14 protein-coding genes and 1 other RNA gene are annotated in these 20511 nt (G+C 53.2%); 8 read left to right on the top strand and 7 right to left on the bottom strand.

Annotated features, from left to right (window positions below):
- Positions 1–18 precede the first annotated feature (18 nt).
- Both dnaX and SH668x_RS12965 read right to left on the bottom strand, forming a co-directional pair.
- Positions 19–2043, bottom strand: coding sequence for a DNA polymerase III subunit gamma/tau (gene dnaX / locus SH668x_RS12970; protein ID WP_437185487.1), 2025 nt, complete (start codon positions 2041–2043; stop codon positions 19–21).
- A 113-nt stretch (positions 2044–2156) separates the two neighbouring features.
- Positions 2157–3524: an SGNH/GDSL hydrolase family protein gene (locus tag SH668x_RS12965; protein ID WP_437185486.1), complete on the bottom strand. Its 1368-nt coding sequence runs from the start codon at positions 3522–3524 to the stop codon at positions 2157–2159.
- A 172-nt stretch (positions 3525–3696) separates the two neighbouring features.
- On the opposite strand from SH668x_RS12965, the gene SH668x_RS12960 reads away from it, so the two are divergent.
- Positions 3697–4089, top strand: coding sequence for a hypothetical protein (locus SH668x_RS12960; RefSeq protein WP_437185485.1), 393 nt, complete (start codon positions 3697–3699; stop codon positions 4087–4089).
- Positions 4090–4222: 133 nt separating this feature from the next.
- Here SH668x_RS12960 and SH668x_RS12955 read toward each other — a convergent pair whose 3' ends face one another.
- Together SH668x_RS12955 and SH668x_RS12950 are read right to left on the bottom strand one after the other, a co-directional pair.
- Positions 4223–4912 carry a hypothetical protein gene (locus SH668x_RS12955; protein WP_437185484.1) on the bottom strand — a complete coding sequence of 230 codons (690 nt, stop codon included), beginning with the start codon at positions 4910–4912 and terminating at the stop codon, positions 4223–4225.
- Between the two features lie 200 nt (positions 4913–5112).
- Positions 5113–7176, bottom strand: a complete 2064-nt coding sequence (locus tag SH668x_RS12950) for a type II and III secretion system protein family protein (RefSeq protein ID WP_437185483.1) — start codon at positions 7174–7176, stop codon at positions 5113–5115.
- A gap of 561 nt (positions 7177–7737) precedes the next feature.
- On the opposite strand from SH668x_RS12950, the gene SH668x_RS12945 reads away from it, so the two are divergent.
- Positions 7738–8673 carry a cobalamin-binding protein gene (locus SH668x_RS12945; RefSeq protein ID WP_437185482.1) on the top strand — a complete coding sequence of 312 codons (936 nt, stop codon included), beginning with the start codon at positions 7738–7740 and terminating at the stop codon, positions 8671–8673.
- A gap of 302 nt (positions 8674–8975) precedes the next feature.
- Complete coding sequence (locus tag SH668x_RS12940) at positions 8976–9725, top strand: LysM peptidoglycan-binding domain-containing protein (protein WP_437185481.1); 750 nt, start codon at positions 8976–8978, stop codon at positions 9723–9725.
- Between the two features lie 384 nt (positions 9726–10109).
- Here SH668x_RS12940 and ffs read toward each other — a convergent pair.
- An RNA gene (ffs, locus tag SH668x_RS12935) (signal recognition particle sRNA small type) lies at positions 10110–10207 on the bottom strand.
- A 359-nt stretch (positions 10208–10566) separates the two neighbouring features.
- Here ffs and SH668x_RS12930 point away from each other — a divergent pair.
- The 4 genes from SH668x_RS12930 to SH668x_RS12915 all read left to right on the top strand — a co-directional run bounded on the left by SH668x_RS12930 (position 10567) and on the right by SH668x_RS12915 (position 15781).
- The gene (locus SH668x_RS12930) at positions 10567–10764 is read left to right on the top strand and encodes a hypothetical protein (RefSeq protein ID WP_437185480.1); all 198 of its coding nucleotides are present in this window, start codon (positions 10567–10569) and stop codon (positions 10762–10764) included.
- A gap of 187 nt (positions 10765–10951) precedes the next feature.
- A complete protein-coding gene (locus tag SH668x_RS12925) occupies positions 10952–11419 on the top strand; it encodes a hypothetical protein (RefSeq protein WP_437185479.1) in 468 nt (155 codons plus the stop codon).
- Between the two features lie 256 nt (positions 11420–11675).
- The gene (locus SH668x_RS12920; protein ID WP_437185478.1) at positions 11676–14288 is read left to right on the top strand and encodes a VWA domain-containing protein; all 2613 of its coding nucleotides are present in this window, start codon (positions 11676–11678) and stop codon (positions 14286–14288) included.
- Positions 14289–14314: 26 nt separating this feature from the next.
- The gene (locus tag SH668x_RS12915; RefSeq protein ID WP_437185477.1) at positions 14315–15781 is read left to right on the top strand and encodes a hypothetical protein; all 1467 of its coding nucleotides are present in this window, start codon (positions 14315–14317) and stop codon (positions 15779–15781) included.
- A gap of 45 nt (positions 15782–15826) precedes the next feature.
- Here SH668x_RS12915 and SH668x_RS12910 read toward each other — a convergent pair whose 3' ends face one another.
- Positions 15827–16966 (bottom strand): hypothetical protein, encoded by a 1140-nt coding sequence (locus SH668x_RS12910; protein WP_437185476.1) that lies wholly within the window; start codon positions 16964–16966, stop codon positions 15827–15829.
- A gap of 75 nt (positions 16967–17041) precedes the next feature.
- Positions 17042–19051 carry a hypothetical protein gene (locus tag SH668x_RS12905; protein WP_437185475.1) on the bottom strand — a complete coding sequence of 670 codons (2010 nt, stop codon included), beginning with the start codon at positions 19049–19051 and terminating at the stop codon, positions 17042–17044.
- Positions 19052–19410: 359 nt separating this feature from the next.
- Here SH668x_RS12905 and SH668x_RS12900 point away from each other — a divergent pair, with 359 nt between their 5' ends.
- Positions 19411–20472, top strand: coding sequence for a hypothetical protein (locus SH668x_RS12900; protein ID WP_437185474.1), 1062 nt, complete (start codon positions 19411–19413; stop codon positions 20470–20472).
- Positions 20473–20511: the final 39 nt, after the last annotated feature.

Genomic DNA, 20511 nt, shown 5'->3' with positions numbered 1-20511 from the left:
TCCTTGTAAATTCGTGATCTATTCTTCGTCTGAATCACTTGATCCCTCGGCAGGAAGGACCGCCTCAGGAACGACTCGCACGTCCTTGACTTCTCCACCGAAAACGGCGGCAACCATTTGAACGTAATGGTCTCCATCGAGTACGGAGGGACGTCTCCTTTCAATTGTGTGAGCCTTTACCGGTTTCGGCGGAGCCTTCACATTGGACTCGGCATTCGGGTCGATCTGAAGTCGACAGTCGATTGCCTGTCCTGCCAGTTCGTCGACTGAAGCAACGAGCTTTTTGAAGGAGTCGGGGTTTTCACAATAACTCTTGCTGAAAAGATAGCTCTTGGGGAAGTAGATTTCCAGTCGATTTGGTCCAAAAATTGCTCTTCTGCAGGAGTTCCTTAAATTGTCGGCGAGCTTTTCCGGGACAGCGTTCAATAGGGCTTCCCAGAATCTGGCCTCTTGGCCCTCTCTAAATTCTATTGCAGTTGTGGGTTCCGTCTTTTGGTGATTAAACGGATTCTCCTCCCCCGACATTGAGCTATCGTCTTGTGCTGGTTGGTAATCGTTCAATGACTGGGTGGAGACAATACTTCCCCGAACGGTTGCGTCACTGTTTTTTTTTAGATTTTCAAATTCGGGATCGGGAGCTGCAATCGGGGGTGGCTGAACACTCGCGGTTGAAACCGGTGGGGGAGCAATCGTTGGCTCAGGTTGTGCCTCGACGGGCTGCATTGGAGCTGGTCCGAGGACAGAAGCAGGGACAGCGGCAGGGGCGATTTTCTCCGGAACCGGGATTGGCGGTGCGGGCTCTGGATCCGATGCAACCTGGCGTCCCGGATTGGATTCGCTGTGTGCTTTCGCAGGCGGCGGCAGCTGACGAGGTGGAAGCTGAATCGCTGCGGACCCGCCACTGGCTGCGCGCAGCAGTGCTGCGATTTGATCGAGTTGTTCGAGTGAAGCAATCCGGACGATCGCGAGTTCAATCAGTGCTCGAGAGTAGGTTGCACGCTGCATGCGTGACTTCGTCTCGGCGAGGATCTGCATGGCGGCGGTAATCGTCTGGAGCCCCCAGCGTTTCGCTTGATCATGCACTTTTTCCCGACTGGACTCGGTCACAGCGGAAAGCGACACGTTGTGTGCGCCTGCTGCGGAAACAAGGAGATCGCGAAAATATGCGAGTAGCTGATCGCTGAAACTTCCGATCTGTACTCCGCGTTCCAATGCTGTCTCGATTTCGACGAGTGCGATGGAGGGTTGGCCGGCGATAAGCGATTCGACGAGTTGAATCAGCCGTTCATCTGGGGCCGTACCGAGGAGCTGATGAACATCGTCCGCGGTAATCCGTTCACCGCCAAAGGCGAGAAGCTGGTCGAACAGAGATTGGCTGTCTCTCATCGACCCCGCTGCTCGTCGGGCGACGAGTTCCACGGCGGCGTCATCGACGATCTTCCCTTCCGCTTCTGCGATCTCTTTGAGGCGACCTGCGATACTGGTTTGGTCGATTGTGCCAAAGTCGAATCTCTGGCAACGAGACAAAATCGTGTCTGGAACCTTGTTTGGCTCGGTTGTGCAGAACACGAATTTTACATTCGGGGGAGGTTCTTCAAGCGTCTTGAGGAGAGCGTTGAAGGCTTCCTTGGTGAGCATGTGCACTTCGTCGATGATATACACCTTGTACGGCGATCGCATCGAGCGAATACTGACATTTGCGCGGAGTTGTCGGATGTCGTCGATACCGCGGTTAGATGCACCGTCGATCTCGAGAACGTCGACGTCGTTCCCCGCTCCGATCCCCTGGCACGCATCGCACGCGTTGCAGGGGACTCCATCTTTGACGTTGGGGCAGTTGAGTGCTTTGGCAAAGATTCTCGCGGTAGAGGTCTTTCCGACTCCGCGTGCTCCAGTAAACAAATAAGCATGGGCGACACGGCCATTTTTGATGGCATTCTGAATTGCTTGCCCGACGTGCTCTTGCCCCACCACTTCGTCGAAAGACTTCGGACGAAACCGGCGGGCAAGGACGGTGTATTGCTGATTCTGTTCGCTGACCATGACGGCAATTCTGGTGACCAAATTCGGCCAAGTGGAAAGTGACTTTGCGAAAGCTGCCTCCCGGAGGTCACTCCGAAAGGCAGCGAAGAGTTAAGTTTCGACGTCGCATCCACTTATCTTACGCTGGATAGTGTGTAATGCGAGTTTTTAGGCTGATTGATCGTGAAGATCTCGTCTTCAATCAATTTTGCGTTCGCATTATGCACGTCGACGCGGGATTGGATGGACTTTATGTGCTCTGTTAACTGAGCAAGTGTTGCCTCGAGTTCTTTATTGTCGGGCTCACTTTCGCTTCTCTGTTTGAGCCTTGCGAACTCTTGAAACTGAAACCACTCCAAACGCAATGCTGCGATGTGTGCCTGGTTTCGCTTCGCATTCAATTCCGCGACTTTGGCTGCCTGCTGATGTTGCGGGGTGAGAGGATTGTCCTCGAGTTCAATCCCGACCGCCAGCTCCGCAGAGGAATATTGACCGACGGCCTGCCCATCGATCTTCAGTTCGTATTCCCCGACAGGGAGCCCGCTCACCTGAAATGCTTCGCGGCTGAGTCGATGTCCTGCATAGGTCAGGTCTACTCCCAGGCGAGCGTTCTCTGGCAGCACCCATGGGAGTGACTTCGCTTGGAAGTTGAAGGAGATCTCTGAATCGTGGTCGACGTTCAGATCTGTAATCTCTCCGTTCTCGCCTGTGGCAGTCCATGTACCATCTGCATTTTTCTGAATCTGAATGGACGAGACCAAACCTGGCATATGAAGATCGGAAAGCAATGAAACCGCCATGACCACCTGCCCCGGCGCATCCGGATGGATTGCATCGCGGATCAGTGTAAAGCTTGGGTCGGTTTCACGTTGCTGGCTTGTCAGCTGATTGAGAGGAGTGTGCATGTCGACGAAGTTCAACTTCTTCTCGAAGGCGACTTCTCGCAGCCACGCACCATAGAACGCGAGAACGGAGTTGTAGAGTGAATTGGTCTCTTCGTTGAAATTGCGGTAATTGTTGGCTCGCATGGCGCGGGCGTCATACATCGTGGGAGACATCGGAATCGGCTGAGCACCGATCGCCTGGATTTTTGCGATGACTTCCGACATATCCTTGGAATAGGTCTGGAAGGTCGCTTCATCGTAGGGGCGGTAGCTCGCATCATTCATCCCGAGGAGAATGGTGACGTACTTCGGCTTGTACGAAGCGACATCCTGATCGAACCGGGCGAGGGCGTCCCAGGCGCGCGCACCGCTGACTCCAGCGTTATGGATGTTCAGTCGTAGCTGGGGGAAGTGTGTGTAGAAGTAGTTTTCTACATATTGTGTGTACAAGCACTGATGAGTGATACTGTCGCCGAGAAACACAAACGAATCGCCATCGTTCAGTTCGACCTTCGAAACAGCTCGATCGTCGCGTCGATTCGAATCGGATTGCTGGCCGAAAACCTGATGAATTGGAAGTGTAAATAGGGCAATGAACGCCCAGTGAAACAGCTTCATCGATGTTCTTTCGAGAAGGGAAAGTGAACTCTTGTTGCGGGTTCAGATTCTAGCTGGTTTTGAAGTGTCGAACCAGCAAGGGCCGCAGCAACGTATCCAATGTGGCTGAACAGCATTGTCAGTGTAAAATCGCTGCGAATTCGCTTGAAATCAAATCTGAGAAGGAGTCGGCGTGAGCACTCAGCAAGAGTACATTCCGGGGCAGTGCAACATCGGTAACAGGGAAATTCGTGCCCGTATCTGGATGGGGATCGCTTTCAGCTTGTTGACGATCGCTTCCAGTGCGATTTTGGTCGTCCTGAAAGCACCCCCCGTGGTGAGAGCGTTGACCTTTTTCCCTGCGATGCTGGCCGCATTGGGAATTCTTCAAGCCGCATTCCGGTTCTGTGTCGCCTATGGTTTATTGGGGGTATTCAACGTCGGAGCAGACATGAACCGTACAGACACCGTGGAACAGGCTGCGTCCCGTCGAAGAGATCGATGGCGAGCAACGTGGATTATTGCGTTGTCCATTGTGATTGCCTTCCTCGTCTCCGGCGCAATTTGTCTTATTCCGGTGAAATAGGACAACGCCGACCACGCGCAGAGGGAGGAGTCTGTTTTGGTGTTTCGTTGATTTCGCGTGAGCGCAATAAAAAAGGGACCCGCAACAGGAGCATCGTTGCCGGTCCCTTTTCTAACGTTGAATTCAAACTTCGTTAGAAGCCTCCGCCGTAACCACCGCCGAAGCCACCACCACCATATCCTCCACCATATCCACCACCAAAGTTATTCATCCCACCTGAATTGATGAACTGGTAGTAGGTTCCTTGACCGGGTTGCGACCAGTAACCGGGACCGTAAGGTGTGCCGACAATTGTTCGCTGTTGCGCATCCGGATTTCCGAGGTCTGTCAGAATCTGAGCAATCAGATTCCGTCTGAGAGCATCAAGCTCTGGATCGGAGTTGTTCGGCTCTCGTTCGATCAGCACCGGGAACGGGGCACTTCTCATACGGGCAGCGATTTCCAGAACCTGATCTTTACCATCGGAGGTCAGTTCCGCAGTCTGACCAACGAAGTTGAGTCGATAGATCACAAAATCGACCGCTTCCGCATTGGTTTCCATGACTTGAGCATGTGCTCGAACGATGCTTCCCAGAGGGAGCGTTTCCGGAATTGCGTTCGAAGAACGATGAAACGCCCCGATGAAGTTTGAGCACCAGCCTGCGTTCGAACATTGGTCGCAGCTACCGCACGGGTTTTCTTCGCAGCACGCTGACTCTGTGGCACAGGCCCCACCCGGAGGGCAGATCGGCCGATGATGGGCGCGATGATGTGAACATCCGGTGACGACACTGACGATTCCCAGTGCAGTAATCGATTTCGATATGAGTGACATCTTCGCCATGAGATTCCCCTGGGTTCGACAGACTCCAGTTGCAGACATCGCACTGGAGTTTTCAATCTGCCGTGTGCGGGCAGCTCATCGTCTCATCGACGATCACGCTTGCCCTATCGACTTTTCACTGCGTCATCGATTGAACGTTGAAATCCAAACGTTGAATTCGCCCGCGATTTGCGAATCTGATGATTCGCGAACCGATTCAACTAACGTTTCTGACGTGGTGCCTGAGCAGGAACACTTCGTGAAGCCTGCTGGATTGTTCCAGTTCCACGATTCTGTGAGTTCCGATTGGACTGCACTGATGATGGGTCCATTGCTGCCGGATTGCCTGGATAAGGCGATCCCTGGTAACTCGGCGGAACTTGTGGAACCTGCTGATTTGGTTGCTGAAACTGATTCTGCATCGAAGGAGCTGGTCCATACTGCTGTGGAGGCAACTGGGCACCCGGGACTTGAGCCGGAGGGTTGTAGGCTCCATTGGGCAATGGTCCCATTGCTCCTCCGGATGGGTAAGGAGCAATCTGTCCATCGGCAGGAGCTGGATTGAAGAAGTTGTAACCAACATCCTGTCCATATCCCTGACCGTTTCCGTAAGGAAGCAATTGGTAGTGTCCGTTGTCCGGATTTCCTTCGATTCGATTATATTTGTAAAGGTCTGTGTCGTTCGGATGCGGAGAGTTGAATCCGGGCAGTGGCGGAACTTGATCCGGGTCCATTGCACGGACCAGTTCGGGTGTCACCACGATCAGCATTTCGTTTTCGTCTTCGGTCGCTTGCTTGGAATTGAATAACCAAGAGCCGACGACTGGAACTTCGCCGAGGAATGGAATACGTGTCACTTCAGCTTTTTCTCGTCGGGAGAAGACACCTCCCAGTGCAATGGACTGGCCTTCCCGGAGTTCCACACGAGTCTGAACTCGGCGAACATTCATCCCTGGAATTCCACCCACTGCATTTGCAGACGATACTTCGCTCAATTCCGGGACAATCTGAAGCCGGATCAGGTCGTTGTCCAAGACGGTTGGCGTGCAGATGATCGATGTTCCGAATCCACGGAACGAGGTCGTCTGGCCCTGTGCTCCACCGATCCCGACGATTGTCGGAACCGCGAATTCACCCCCGGAGAGGAACGCTGCTGGTTCACCGCTCAGGGTAATCAGCATCGCATCATCCAGAACCTTGGCCACTCCGTTTGACGCCAGAGCGTCGATCAGGAATGTGATCTTTCCGCTGTCGAAAACACCGGTCAGAGTCGGAGTGTTCCCTGCGAGTGTGGAACTGAGTTCAACAGCACCGTTGTTGATCAATGCTTGCCAGTCCACTCCCCAGCGGCGAAGTTGCGATCGTTGAATTTCAGCGATTCGAACGTTGATTTTGACCTGGAACTCACCGGGAATTCTTAACTCGTCAATGATGAGAGAAGAGAATCCGTTCTGGAAGTCTCCGTTGTAACCCAGTGGGCCCTGAATCCCGCCGTTGATTCCACCGAAGCCTCCCCCGCCGCCGTAGTTACCGTAGCCGTTTCCGAAGTCGTCTCCGAGGTATCCTTCTTGAGCGATCACTTCTCCGCGGACAAGCTGCATAATGTTGGCAGCTTCTTCAGCGTCGCGAGCCTGACCGCGAACGATGATCTTGCGAGAGATTGGAATCAGGTAGACCTTGCTGTTGGGATACAGCAGTTGAAGCTTTCGCTCGATCCGCCCGTAGTTGATGTTTCGCTGTTCGTCGATCGATGGGTCTCGAATGATCGTCACGACGTACATCAGCGGCTGTTCCTGACCTTCGAACCACAACCAGAGGTCTGTGGTTCCTTGAGCAACGCCAATGAGTGAGATTTCAGTTGGGCTGAACTGGACGATGTCGAGAAGAGTTGGATCAGACCAGGCCATCCGGCGAATTGGAGTCTTGGTCACCATCAGTTGGCTGCGGTGATGAATGACTTCGAGCTTCTGATCTGCTCGCGGCATCGCTTCAAGCCGACGGTCGAGTGGACGACGCGGATCGCTCGTCAATTGCACCTGCTGAATACCGGCAGGTGCAAACCTCTCCTGTGAAGGAGCAAGCTGAAGCTCGTGAGCAGTTTCTACAGGAGGAGCCTGCAGTACCATCGGGGCTTCCATAGGGCCCCCTTGTGCCATCAGATTTGAACTGAGGCCGATGACCACTGCGAAGGCTGACCAGAATGGGCGGCTGAAATCCGAGAGTTTCGCTGCTGGAGCAAAAGCGTCGGTTAGCACCGTATGTGGTTGATTCGTATTGATCGACATCCGATGTCGCTCCGATTCCATAACCGTCCAGTGTGAACACAGTGGAAGTCTGACTGACGCAACCGCCATGTTGCGTAGAAGTCTCATTAAAACAGGAGCTGCCCGTGTCGCACTTCGTTCCAAAATCACTTCAGAAGTGGAATGGTCCGTTCGCGCCACCTGTCTGTTTTCTATAAACTGTACCGCGAATATCGTCTGCCCGAATGTCACGAGTTGAACGAAAAGAGCTGTTGGTGATGGTCTTGTTGTTGTGATCACTCATTTTGAACGCCAATATTCCGCTCGTGTAAGATCCGCGTACATTGTCAGTTACGGTGACTGTTTCTCTTGGGTAAAGATTTCGGCTTGGGTTGCGGGTAATCACTCTTTTGGTGAAACATTGGGGGATATTGTTAAAGTTCTGCTCGGTTGCAGCGTTTCGATTTCTGAAGCAATTGCATTCACCCAATTCCGTCACAAAATCGATGAGTGACAGTCGATCTCCACTCCCTTATTTGTGAAGTGGAATCACGGACAACCTTTGGAAGAAGTTGACCAGCAGATGAAGAAAAGGGGGCAGCCATGTCGCGAATTGTTTCTCTGATTCCCAGCGGAACTGAGATTGTGCATGCCATCGGGCTGGGGGATCATGTGGTGGGGAGATCACATGAGTGTGATTTTCCAGCCTCAGTTCGTTCCTTGCCGGTCTGCTCTGAACCTCGTATTGATGTGAACGCGAGCAGTCATGAGATCGATCGACAGGTAAAAGCGTCTCTGAGCGAGGCACTCTCTATCTATCGCGTCTCCGGCGAAACGCTCAATCACCTGCAACCGACTCACATCATTACGCAGTCACAGTGCGAGGTCTGCGCTGTCAGTCTGCAGGATGTGGAAACCGCGGTTTGCGCAATTATCGGCAGCAAGCCGACCATCCTCTCCCTGCAGCCAATGCAGATGAGTGATCTGTGGAACGATATTGTTCATGTGGCCGGAGCACTCGGGGTAGAAGAACGCGGCGCAGACCTCGTCGAGCGTCTTCAGCAGCGATTGAAACGTGTCCAGGAAAAAGCGACCGTTTCTCATCCTCCACTACAAGTTGTCTGTCTGGAATGGCTTGAACCACTTATGTCCGCTGGCAACTGGGTTCCCGAGTTAGTCGAAATCGCGGGCGGGAAGGCGATGCTGTGTAAATCAGGGGAGCATTCTCCCTATTTTGAGTGGGAAACATTGCAGCGAGCGGATCCCGAGGTGATTGTTTTGATGCCCTGTGGGTTCGATATCCCACGCACGCTTTCTGAGATTGATGTTCTCACCTCGCGTCCGGAGTGGAAATCGCTGGCTGCGGTCAGGAGTGGACGAATATTCGTGGTCGATGGAAATCAGTATTTCAATCGGCCTGGACCGCGACTGGTGGAGTCTGCCGAAATTCTCTCGGAAATATTCGAGGCCGCGACGGGAGCCGATGGGGAATTTCCTCACCAGGGAACCGGTTGGATCAAGTTGATGCATTGCGATTGAACTTTGGCCGAACGCGTGGATTGTTTGCCCGATCAGCAGATTTTATCAATCCGGTGTAACAGGTCGACTGGTGAATTCAGTGTTGACGAAATTCATCAATGTTGGAATTTCGGCTCGACTCCCAGCCGCGCATGTTCAATCCTTCTGAGCGGTGGAAATTCTTCTGAAGTCGAAATCCGACATTTCGAAGAACGAGTCTAGAGTTCGTTTCCGGAAAACGGTTGTAGTGATGTTGCTAAGTGAGCCGATGGTCGGCCCAGCAACGACGACCTCAGCATTGAAACGTGTGATCGCAGAGAACTATGTGGCACGATGCGAAACTCGGTTTGGCGATGGGAATGCTCGTGATCGGGTTTGCGGTCGCGTTCTGCTTTCCAAAGCCAGAAGAGGCGGGTCAGCATCCGCAGGCAGCCATTCACGCCCCCGTTGTCATCGAACCGCTCGATATTATTCCGATTCGCGCCTATCAGATTCAAAGTACACCAGTCGCTTCTCGTGACCGCGACCAGTCATCAGAAGTGTCAAATGGTCAACCTTTCAGCGGTTCGTCGTCAATTGCGATGGGCCTGTCAGCGAACCCAGTGCTGACACCCGTGCACCATGTTGAAGTCCCTGATCCGCCAAAGATCGAGATTGAGGAAGAAGTTGCTCCGACCACGTATCGGGTGAAGGCAGGGGATACACTCTCCAAAATCTCACTCGAAACCCTTGGAAGCAGCGGGCGATATCTGGAACTGTTTGAGGAAAACAGTGATTTACTGAAGTCACCGGATTCAATCCGAATTGGAATGGAGCTTCGAATTCCGGGAGAGAAACAGATCGCAAAACGCGACAAGCGCTCGGTGGACTCAGACAGTGAGAATTCTGCGGTTGCCTCAGTGGCGATCGAGAGCGTCACTGCGGCAGAAGCGACGCCAAACACCGTGGCCACGATTGACGAAGAGGTGTTCCCTTTAGATCGTCAACCGACCAATGGTCGCGCGGAGCCTGTGAAAATCCATTATCCTCCGAAAGTTCCATGGCTCGTAGAAAGACCTTCCGACCGCCAGTGAAAACACTGCGATGGAGGAGCGCGGGCGCTGGGTTTCCACGTTGTGAGGAAGGAATTTCGCGTTAAGCGACCAATCCAGTTCGATCTGAGTTGTCGAGATCCCTATTCGAGACATGCGAGACATGCGAGACACTTGCCGACAATATGTCGCGAACACCGATGGATGACGGTCCCCCTCAGTGACCTATGATGGGAATGCGGTGCCTAAGTGCTTGTAGGATCGGCAGTAAGAATTTGCCGCAAGAGCAGAACTCAGGGGTAGGTGAAGAGAGGGCTCGGGAGAAGTTCCCCCACAAGCAACCTGAGCTACGCAAGCAGATCGGTAACTCTCAATAAACGGACTAACCGGCTGATTACCGCTGCCTGGATGAACATCCGAGGACCAGCAGGCTACCTCCCGACACACCTGAGAACCCAATGCTTAAGGCTGCTCGGTTTCCCGCCTGACCTGGTTCACACGGCCCCACCGTGCGGGAGATAGCCTGCTAACCCCCGGAAAACAGAGATTAGCATTCCAAGTTCCGGATTCAAAGTGACTTTGTGCCGTGAGTCACGTGGAAAAACGTTTTCCGTCCGTTCGAGCAAGGTGCTCCTAAATTGGATCTCTCACTTGGCTGCAAGAGCCTTGAAATCGGAGCATTCGGAACGATCGAAACAAGTTTTGCGATCGCTATCGATTCCTTGAACCATCCGCGAAGCGCAGCTTTGAACTTCTGCACCTTCTGTTCAGGTTCTTCATCCAGCGAAATGGAACGACAGGCCGATTCAGGAAATGTGAATCTCTCGCTGAAATTGCAGCAATTTAGATTCATATGATACCCAAGAGCAGGGGAATCGGAAATATGATGGAATTTCTCCAATCCCTGAGCGACAATGAAGTTGCCATACTGGGATGCGTGGGGGCAGCGGTTGCTTCAATGATACTGTTGAGTCTGAGCTATCATGGTTCTGGTCACTCCCAGCCGCGACAGACGTTAAAACCGGTGCAGGCCGGAAGCGGGACTGGCGGAACCAAAAAATCCAAACGTCACGCAGCATAAATACAAAAGGCAGAGTTGTGTCGTGTCTCAACGACACTGTAAGTTAAAAACTGGATCGCAGGTCGTCACTTCGCGTCTGGTTTGAGTTCCGTGCAGCGATACTGGTTTGAAACGGGATTTCTCCAGTTGCGGCAGATGCGGACGGTCGATGTCGATTGTCATTTCGAGGGTGATCAAGGGGCTTTGTATGAACCGTTTTTGGAATACTGCAAGTGCGGTCACCTTACTCGGAATCGGATATCTTGCAGGATCATCCAACCTGCTGCAGGGAGTTGTCCAAGGTCAGGTTGGCGATCAGATTCTCAGCGAGAAATCCGGGGCCAAGGTTCGAGAAGCAGCACGTCGAGTTCAAGACGCAAAAGAAGCGTTGGAAATTGACGGGAAATACGAAGCGATCACAGACGGCATCAATTCGTTTCTCGTGCTGACTGGTGGCGGGAACGCACGTGAAGATCTCGAGTCTGGACGCGGCGTCGATCCGGAAACGTTCGCGGGTTTGTATGCAGGTCGTGCACTTCCAGAAATCCAGGCACTTCTCAGTACGAACGAGAATGGTCAGATTGTTTACAACAATGAAATTGTGAGACTCTATCCGAAGTCCAAGCTTCAGAAGGCGTTTGCACAACGGACTCAGATTGTCGAATTTGGAAGATAAGCTGGTTTCTGAACACTCAGGATTCATTTTTTTCGCAACGCGGTTTTCTTTTATCTTTATTTCCGGTCGTGCGGGGTGAAATCCGTAAGTTTAACGGGAACGAAGAAGTTCGCTGGATATTGATTTAAGGGCTTGCATTGCTGAGATACAATGCAACCTGTTTTTTGATCACCACTAGTCTGCTCAAATACCCCTAGGTTCCTTTGCCTGGTGATTACTCCTGTTCTGGAGCAGTGGCTACGGCCCGGAGATGACGATGACGAAGAACACTTGGCGATCTGTACGCGGTTGGTTTCCTGCTGCACTCACGGGCTTTGCATTGGCCGGTGCGAGTCTCGGAACAACGTTTACATTTGCTGGAGACCTGGTCGTCCGCACTTACGAAAGTGTTGACGGGCAAAAGATCGGCTCGATCTCCCTTCCTTTCCAAGAGAAGGTTGCAGACCGCGGTGTCGTAAGCCATGTGGTCTTACTCGATACCTCAGCTAGCCAGATTGGTGAGCACAGACTGATGGCAACTTCAGTCCTTGCGAACTTTCTGAATTCACTTCCAACTGGCGATCGTGTTTCGGTTCTCGCCTACGATGTGCGTACAGCACCGTTAACCGCAGGTTGGACCACTCCAAAGGACGCTCAGACACAATCTGAGGTCAGTCTGAAAACCCGTTTTCCAGCGGGATCATCAAATCTGAAGTCGGCATTGCTCGCTGCTAAGGAGCAATTGGCAGGGGAACAGAACGGTTCAATCCTCATCATCGGCGATGGAATGAGCTCGGCTCATTACTTTCAGCCAGCGGAGTTGAAGGAACTGACTGGTGGCCTGCGCGACGTGAAAATTCCAGTTCACTCGTTTGCTGTCGGTTCCAAAACAGACGTTCGATTGATGGGAATTCTCGGTGAAGAGACTGGTGGATTCGTCATGCAGGACGAATGGACCAACTCCAATTCACAAACTCAAGAAGTCGGTGCACTTCTCGCCAACGCAACTCATGTTGGGGTATTCTATCCAGAAAGCGTTCGCGTGAGCGAGGCAGATGTTGAACTTCTGCCAAATCGCCCGCTCCCAATGCGATCAGACCGTGAAACCGTTTATCTGGTTGGCGGCGACATCAAAGAGGGAGCGAAAATCTCTGTGACAGGGGCGGTCGGCGGCGTTCAGCAGACGATCACCTTCGAAATCCCAGAGATTAAGCGAGATTTCGGAAACACATTCCTCACGAACTTCTGGCGCGATGCGAAAGCAACAGACGGTGTTGCGATTGGCATGGCTGGCGATTGGATGGTCAATCTTGCCCATCAATCGTTTGAAGACCAGATTACCCTGATCTCTGCAGAAGGGGAGAGGGCGCTGGCAAACGGTGATCTGACTCAAGCTGAGAACATCGCCGCTGTCTTGAAGAACGTTGATCCGTTAAACACACACGCGGACATCCTTGCCGATAAAGCTCAGGCCGGCGCGATGCTGGTTGCACAATTGCCCGGAACCGGAGCATTTGGTGGACCGGATATCGACGACGATGTCCCATCGATTCCTGCCCCAGAAACGCCAGTGCCTGCTGGTCTGGCTGATCGAGAATTCCCGGCCGGTAACGATAACATCATCAACTATCAGGCAATGGTGCAGGCCAAGGGCCAAAAGCTCCAGCGTGAAGTTGAGATGCAAATTGAGCAAGCCTATGAGTTCGTCGAGAACTCAATGGGGGCTCAGGCTGAAGGGGTCCTGGACCGGGCTCGTGCGACGATCAAGTCGGCAACCGATGTCCCAGCTGAACTCGCAAACAATCTTCTCCGCCGCGTTGAATCAATTCGCCGTGACGTGAAGAACCGCCGTGAGATGTACGATGCTCGTGCTCAGGAAGCACAGCGATTGCGTGCTGAACTGGAAGTGACAACACTTCTGATCGACTACGCAACAGAACGCGATTTGCAGCTCGAGCAGATGGTTGACCGCATTCGTACCTTGATGGTGGATGCATATCGAGGAAATCCACAGGCATTCGAAGATGCGGAAGCTCAGGCTCGTATCGTGCTGAGCGACTTCCCAGGAAGTGCGATTGGTGCTGCAACCGTCACCTTGACGGAAGCTGCTGGACAGGTTGATAAGGCAAGTCGCTTGCGATATCTCCGAGCTGATAAGTTGCTCGAGACGCTGCATCAAGTCGAACTGTCGCACGTTCCGTTTCCTGATGAGCCACCGTTGAACTACCCGCCTGCAGAAGTTTGGTGGGCGTTGACCAAGATGCGTCAGAAGTGGAAGTCTGTGGACCTGAAACTCGACAGCGAAAACGAGAAGAAGATTTACGACGTCCTCGAGCAACAGACCAGCGTGGAGTTCCCAGGAACTCCACTCAAGGACGCAATCTCGTTCCTCGCAACGCAGCATAACATCCCGATCATTCTGGATACTAAAGCGTTGGAAGATGAATCTGTTTCCGACGATCTGGAAATCAATCTGGTCATTTCGGGAATCAAGTTCCGTAATGCTCTGAAGTTGATGCTCGAGAAGGTCGCTGGTGATGCTGAGCTCACCTACATCATCGAAGATGAAGTGATGAAAATCACAACCGTCACAAAAGCGAATGCAGAGATGCAAACTCGTGTTTATCCGGTCGCAGACCTTGTCATTCCAGTGCAGCCAATGGGCGGCGGCATGGGCGGCATGGGGATGGGCGGCGGCATGGGCGGCATGGGGATGGGTGGCGGCATGGGTGGCATGGGGATGGGCGGCGGCATGGGCGGCATGGGAATGGGTGGCATGGGAATGGGCGGTATGGGGATGATGCAAAGCATTCCTGCGACGCCGCTCTCCGGCGGTCCAAGCCAGCTGAAGTCTGCCGTCGAAGCAGCTAAAAAAAAACCGACGCTGTAATTCAACTTGCACAGGCTGAAAAGCCTGTGTTGAATGCCGGTCAGAAGAAAGAGCAGGGTGCGACTCCAATAGGAGCGGACCCTGCTTTTGTTTTGCAGCAAGGGAAGCCTGCCACAGGGGCGACTAAATCGAATAATGCTGCTGCAAAAGAGCGGTTCTTATTCGAGTACGAAAAGGATGTCCCAATGCCCGACCTGAGCACCGGGAATCCGGCTGAGGTCTGGGACAAACTCTTCTCCACTCGGAAACCTTCACCGAATCAGGTGAGTTTCTGGGTCATGAAGCTGCATCAGGACAAGCAATATCCACAGGTGATTGCGTGTCTGCAGGCTGCCATGCTGCATGGGCAGGCTCAACCGTGGATGTATGAAGTACTCGCTCTCAACATGGAAATCGAGAACTATCCAAAGGAGTCGATCGAACGCGTGGTCTTGTCACTTTCCGATTTCGGAGAGGCGGATTACTCGACCATGATGTACTCCGGGGCATATTTGAACCGGTTTGGGCGAAAGGAAGCGGCATTAGCGCTCTATCATCAGGCCTCCCGATTGCTTCCTGAGCGATCTGAGCCATACGTGCTGGGATTGAAACTGGCGACTCAGACAGGGAATGTGGACGAGATTCAATGGGCTGCCGAAGGAATTCTGCTGAATCACTGGCAACCCGACTACGCCAAAGAACACAAACTGGCCGACGCAGCGTTGAAAGATGCCATCGGTCGGGCCTCCAAGGCGAATGATCATGAATTGGTAAAGAGGCTCGAGCAGAGTTGGAAAGAAGCCAAGAGCAGAGATCTTTCGATCCGTCTTGAATGGAATGGCGAAGCTGATCTCGACATGGAAGTGGAAGAGCCGACAGGTGCAGTCTGTTCAATTCAACACCTGGAAACGGTGACAGGTGGAATATTTCTGCATGATGGGATTGGCCCGGACTCAAAGGACTGTTACGAAGCCTATGTTTGCCCCCGCGGTATCGCTGGAACATATCGCGTGCGGGTGAAGAATTCCGGCGGAACGCTCGTTGGAAATCGAGCGACGCTGACCGTCGTTTTCCGTGAAGGGATGCCGGATCAGAGTCGGGTGGTTCGAACCCTCGTTATCGAAGATGATGAGGTCATGCTCACATTCGATTTGGCCGAGGGAAGACGTACAACTCCACGTCATGTGACGATTCTGACTGAACGTAACCCATCTGACACACTGAGCGCTTTGCAGGCGGCCAGTGAGCCCGTTCAACTGCGTCAACGTGATCCGCGTGCGGCTGAGGTGGCACGACAGTTTCGCGAAAGTCGCCAGGGGATGCAGCTGAATCGAGCTCGGGGTGGCAATGTTGGATTTCAGCCAATTATTCAGACTGCTGGCACTGGCAGCGAAATGACGGGTCAGGCAGTCATCTCCGCTGACCGTCGCTACGTCCGTTTAGGAATTAACGCCACAACAGAGAATCTTGTCGATGTTTTCACGTTCTCCTATCTCAACGGCTGGCAGCAGTAGAGAACGGAAATGACTCGCCGTCCAGTTGAGTCCGCGGTGGTCAGCTTATTGTGCCACGGACTTCGAACCTTGAGGGGACCCGGCAATCGGGACTCCTTCTGGGAGTGGTCGAGATGCCACCCAGAAATTCGCATCGCGTGTCGCAGACGTGAGTTTCTGATGAATGTCGAAACTGTCGGGATATACCCAGAACGTAACGGTCGCTGTTGGACCAGCGAGCAAAAGTGATTGATGGAATACTGAACCTTCCTGCAATGCTTGCTCGGCCGTTTCCGAGTGCAGGGGGCCGACGGGTTTGATCACCCAACTGGTGACACCAATCTTGACGGTTCCGGTTCCGCTCCGAAGCTGATCAGAGACGCTCAGGCTGAGCCGCTGTAAGACGTATTCCATGTTGTAACCCTCGATCGCTCGGGACGTTCCCTGATAGAACGTGCGGTTCAGCAGGATTTCTTTTCGGCGCTCGATGTCCCGCTGTACTTCCTGAACCAGATCGGTCACGGGAACACGAGAGACCTTGTTACCGTGCAGGCGGAAGTGAATTTCGTCGCCAGTGACAACGCGACCGATGGGCGGGAGACGGTGCTTCAGCACCTCGACTGGTCCCTCATCAGGATCGCTGTCAACAATTCTCTGATGAAGAGCTGCGACTTCCGATTGAAGTTCGACGACGTTGGTTTCTAGTTGAGTTGCTTGGGATCGGTCGTACTTCAGTGTTTCCGCTTGCTTCGACATCTGCACTTGAAGTGCCTGTATCTGCTGGACGCGGGTCAGATAGGTTTGTTTCTTTTCCTCCTCCTTCTCCTTCAACCTCGCGATCTCATCTGTCAGTTTCAGCCTATGATCGCGCAGTTCCTTCGCTTTTGCGATCATCTCAGGCGTCGGAACAAGTTCAGGGAGTGGAGGAAATGTGAGAGGAAGTTCTGGTTCTTCAACCTCGACGACAATAGGCTCAGGTTCGGGCGCTGGCTCTGGAGTTGGAACGGAAATCAGTTCTGGCTCTTCAGCGACAGCCACAAGTGTTTCGTCGGTCTCCGTAGCTGCAACGACAGGCTCATGTGGTTTGGCAACGCGCATTCCCAGAACAACTACGATGAGGATAATCAGAATCCCAACCATGTTGCTCAGAACATCCAGAAAGGAGTCTGCGCCGAACAGGAGTTCTTCATCGTGGTGACGTGACATGGGATCTCGGCAGGGATGTTCGTTTTTGGTGAGGGTTTGAGAAACTGGAACTGCACGGGAATTCAATATTGGAAGTTACTTTGGCGCCTGTTCCACTTTCGATGTAAAGCCCCAATGTTGGATGAGTTCTTTCATCCAGATGTATTGTTGATGGCTCCCTTGATGAACGACAATTTTCAGTCGGGGACGCCAGACAAATTTCGCTGGTGCATCACCCCAACTGTTCGCCTCCACCTGAATCATCGTGGCGATCAGTTCCTGGAATTCGACCCGACTGATTGCGTCCGGGATCCGGGCAGAAGATCCATTTTCGATCTCAACTCGATCGGCTTTCAGATGTAGTACAAGTTCCTTCTCGATGCCGATCGATCCACCTCGATTCGGCTTGCCCCATTGGCGATCTTTCCCACCGTCTTGCGGCATGCCATCGACCCGTTCCCGGATCGGCGAAGGAGGAAGCTCCAATGGATCGCCTGCTCGTTTTGGACTTCCGGCACCAGAGGACATTCCACTCGCTCCGCCTTGAGCTTGACCGTTGCCAGCTTCCCATTGCCCGGCGTTGCTCTGAGACGGTTGATCACTCAGTCCATTTCGCGATGCGGATTCCACTCGTGAATTGAATGTTTGTGAGTCTGGCTGACCGAGACCCTGACGACCAGTTGCAGCAGGGCTGCCTGGTCCCGCATTCTGCTGCGCCTGTGACATGGCACCCTGCATCTCGCGACGGATCGCCTCCTCTTCGGCCTGAAGTCTGCTCACACTCGAAGCCTGTTCGTTGGACCCAGCAGCTTCGGATCGCAGTCCCTGTCGTTGCCGGTTCCATTCAGGACTGAGCATTCCAATCGAGTCGCGAGGAGACCCGTTTCTCAGCTTCTCGACTTCTTCGAGAGCGAAATTCCCATTGGCGCCGACAATATTGTTTTCCGACCCAATTGATCGACTACGAGGTTCCCGTCCACTTCCTCCGCCAGTCGAATCCGGGTTGCGACCGCGTCCAAACGCACCGCCGAGTCCGCCGAGCACTTTCCGCTCATGCGAGGCTCTTTCCACAGCCGCCCTGCAGATCTCAACAGCTTGCGGATCTGCTTCTGGCCATTTGATATCGGCACCATCAGGAACCAACTCGTAACCGTAGTCCTGATTCAGCTTTTCCAGATATTCACGGGCGACATAGAAGCCGATCGTTCCGCCGGGCCGAACAATCAGCAGCACGTAAGGGGCGGACTGAATTCCTTCCTGCTTGTCTCGCAATGACCAGTAATCGATCAGTGCTTCCGTGCCAGCGAGAAGTGGGTTCTGCTCTGGCGAATAATCGTTAAGGTTCTTCGCAGAGATTTCGATCTTTTCCGAGGCAAACATCAAACCATCAGCCCGGCATTCGATGAGAATCGGCCGACGATTGGTTCCCGAACTTCCATCATGTGCGACGACAGTATAGACCGGTTTGCGGATCGCTTTCGCAACTTGCTGAGCGTCGAGTTCTTTCTGCAATTCCTGACGCCGCTGCATTAGGTCCAGCGCCATTTTCTGCAATTGGCTTTCGGTTTTGTGGATGTCTGCGTTTTGTTTTTCAGCAGCGGCCACGAGGGCAGCGAGTTTGTTGAATCTCTCCGTCTCTTCCGCGAGCAATCTCGCGGTCTCTTCCACAGCGAGCTTCGCCTTCTCTTTATTCTCGACGAGTACCTGATTCTCATGGGAGACTTGAGTGAGTTGTGTTTCCCATTCGTTGAGTTTCTCACGACTCCTGCGTTCGTGGGCTTCAACTTCGGCGGCGTATGCTGCCAGCTTCGCTTCGCGTTCGCGACGTCGAACTTCAATCATCGGATCGATGATTGGTTTCAGCTCTGGGATCGGCTCTGGAGGCGGGATCACCTTTGCCGTGACTGCAGGTACGGGAGGGGGGGCTGGAATTTCGGCGACTTGCTGTGCGTCATCGACAGGGGAATCATCCTCTGGTTCGTCTTTATTGGCGACTCGCATTCCGACGACCGCGATCAGGATGATGAGGATTCCCACCATATTGCACAGCACGTCCAGAAATGATCCGGAGTGGAACGTGATCTCGGGGCGATGTTTGCGGGCCATGGGACGCTCAGCGTCGTCGAGTCTCTGAACACAGGATCAGTCGCTGCAGGACAGGGAATCGAAAATCGACGTAAAAGTGCACTGATCAGTTAGGAGCTAAACGGGTAGAATCAAAGCACAGCTCGAGTCACGGCGTTCAGGGTGACTTGTTTCCGTGAACTCGAACAGTGAGGATTGATTTCCAACGCGGTCAATCAGCCTTGGGCGGGCAAATGTTGCCGGTTCGCCGTTTCACCCCTATGGATTATCGGTAAGATCGGCAAAGTCGTTGCCAAACGTTGATTGAATGTTTGTCGGGGACCTCTGGACGCTTTTTTAGGGCGATTTCCTCGTGGTATGAGCTCGGGGCGAAGGTGAAGATGCCCATCAAATTTTACTGTCCTCAATGCGATCAGTTATTGGGGATCGCTATGAGCCACGCAGGACGCACCGCAGATTGCCCAGCCTGCGGAGAAAGCCTGCTAGTGCCTGGAATCGCGGGATTGCATAATGCCGTTCCACCGCCGATACCGGGTGAAGATGCTGCAGATCTGAAGGTCGTCATTGCTTCTCTACTCGAGTTAGAACTTCCGAATGAGGATTCTGATCCTCCATTGGCGAGGGCGGAACGTGTCGAGCGTCCAAGTTTTCAGCACGCGGAGGTTTTTGTTCTCCCTCAACGTGACGCGGGATACGTGGCTGAACCGATCGTGAGAGTTTCTGAAGATAGTGGAAACGAAGAGTCGCTTTCATCGGGACAGATTCTCGAGGGTTTGGCGCGCGAGGAACGCCCTTCCACGAAGCAGTCGCGCAATCGAAATTCCTTATTGAAGACAGGTGTGCTCCTGTTGGTTGGAATGGCTGCCGGCGGGGTTCTGGGGGGAATGCTCTCGAGTCATTTTTCGCACCGTGTTTCTGGCGTGTCGAATCCTGAGGAGCATGACTCTCCAGCAGTTGTGTTCCCTCATGTCGCTGAAAAGGGAGATTCGACAGTCGATTTACGAGTCACGGGGAGTGTCACCGTTGAGCAGCCAACTGGAGAGGATCGTCCCGAGGCAGGCGCAAGAGTGTTGGTTCTTCCACTGAAGCGAGTCGGGAGTTCAAAGCTGTCAGCAACCGGATTTCGTATTGGTGCGGACGACGTGGATCAGCAGATTCTCGCTCTTTCTGTTGAGCGGTTGGGCGGCGGGTTTCAATTGACCAACGACGCCGGAATGTATGACGTTCAGGTCTCAAGGCCAGGAAAATATCGCTTGTTGATCGGGGCGAGATCTCAGTTGCGGCCCGATTCTCAAGCTCTGTTGTCAGATTGTCGCGAGTTTCTCGCCGACTATTTCGAAAAGCCTGAACAAGTGCTTGGTGCTTCGGATTATCAGATCTACACGCTGGAAGTCGGCGAAAATCTGGAGCCCGTCCGCAATGTCCGCTTTGAACGAAACTAGCGACTGTCTCAGATGAGCGTCGCGCCGAATGCTGGAAAA

The sequence above is a fragment of the Planctomicrobium mucosum genome (genome assembly GCF_051466335.1).
GTDB lineage: Bacteria > Planctomycetota > Planctomycetia > Planctomycetales > Planctomycetaceae > Planctomicrobium.
Note: the sequence above shows the minus strand (reverse complement) of the source record. Positions and strands in the feature narration are given on the sequence as shown.

Coding starts and splice junctions, on each gene's coding strand:
- SH668x_RS12950 (WP_437185483.1), bottom strand. CDS start 7,176: ATGTCGATCAATACGAATCAACCACATACGGTGCTAACCGACGCTTTT.
- SH668x_RS12930 (WP_437185480.1), top strand. CDS start 10,567: ATGATGGAATTTCTCCAATCCCTGAGCGACAATGAAGTTGCCATACTG.
- SH668x_RS12920 (WP_437185478.1), top strand. CDS start 11,676: ATGACGAAGAACACTTGGCGATCTGTACGCGGTTGGTTTCCTGCTGCA.
- SH668x_RS12925 (WP_437185479.1), top strand. CDS start 10,952: ATGAACCGTTTTTGGAATACTGCAAGTGCGGTCACCTTACTCGGAATC.
- SH668x_RS12905 (WP_437185475.1), bottom strand. CDS start 19,051: ATGGCCCGCAAACATCGCCCCGAGATCACGTTCCACTCCGGATCATTT.
- SH668x_RS12940 (WP_437185481.1), top strand. CDS start 8,976: ATGTGGCACGATGCGAAACTCGGTTTGGCGATGGGAATGCTCGTGATC.
- SH668x_RS12965 (WP_437185486.1), bottom strand. CDS start 3,524: ATGAAGCTGTTTCACTGGGCGTTCATTGCCCTATTTACACTTCCAATT.
- SH668x_RS12900 (WP_437185474.1), top strand. CDS start 19,411: ATGCCCATCAAATTTTACTGTCCTCAATGCGATCAGTTATTGGGGATC.
- SH668x_RS12910 (WP_437185476.1), bottom strand. CDS start 16,966: ATGTCACGTCACCACGATGAAGAACTCCTGTTCGGCGCAGACTCCTTT.
- dnaX (WP_437185487.1), bottom strand. CDS start 2,043: ATGGTCAGCGAACAGAATCAGCAATACACCGTCCTTGCCCGCCGGTTT.
- SH668x_RS12955 (WP_437185484.1), bottom strand. CDS start 4,912: ATGGCGAAGATGTCACTCATATCGAAATCGATTACTGCACTGGGAATC.
- SH668x_RS12945 (WP_437185482.1), top strand. CDS start 7,738: ATGTCGCGAATTGTTTCTCTGATTCCCAGCGGAACTGAGATTGTGCAT.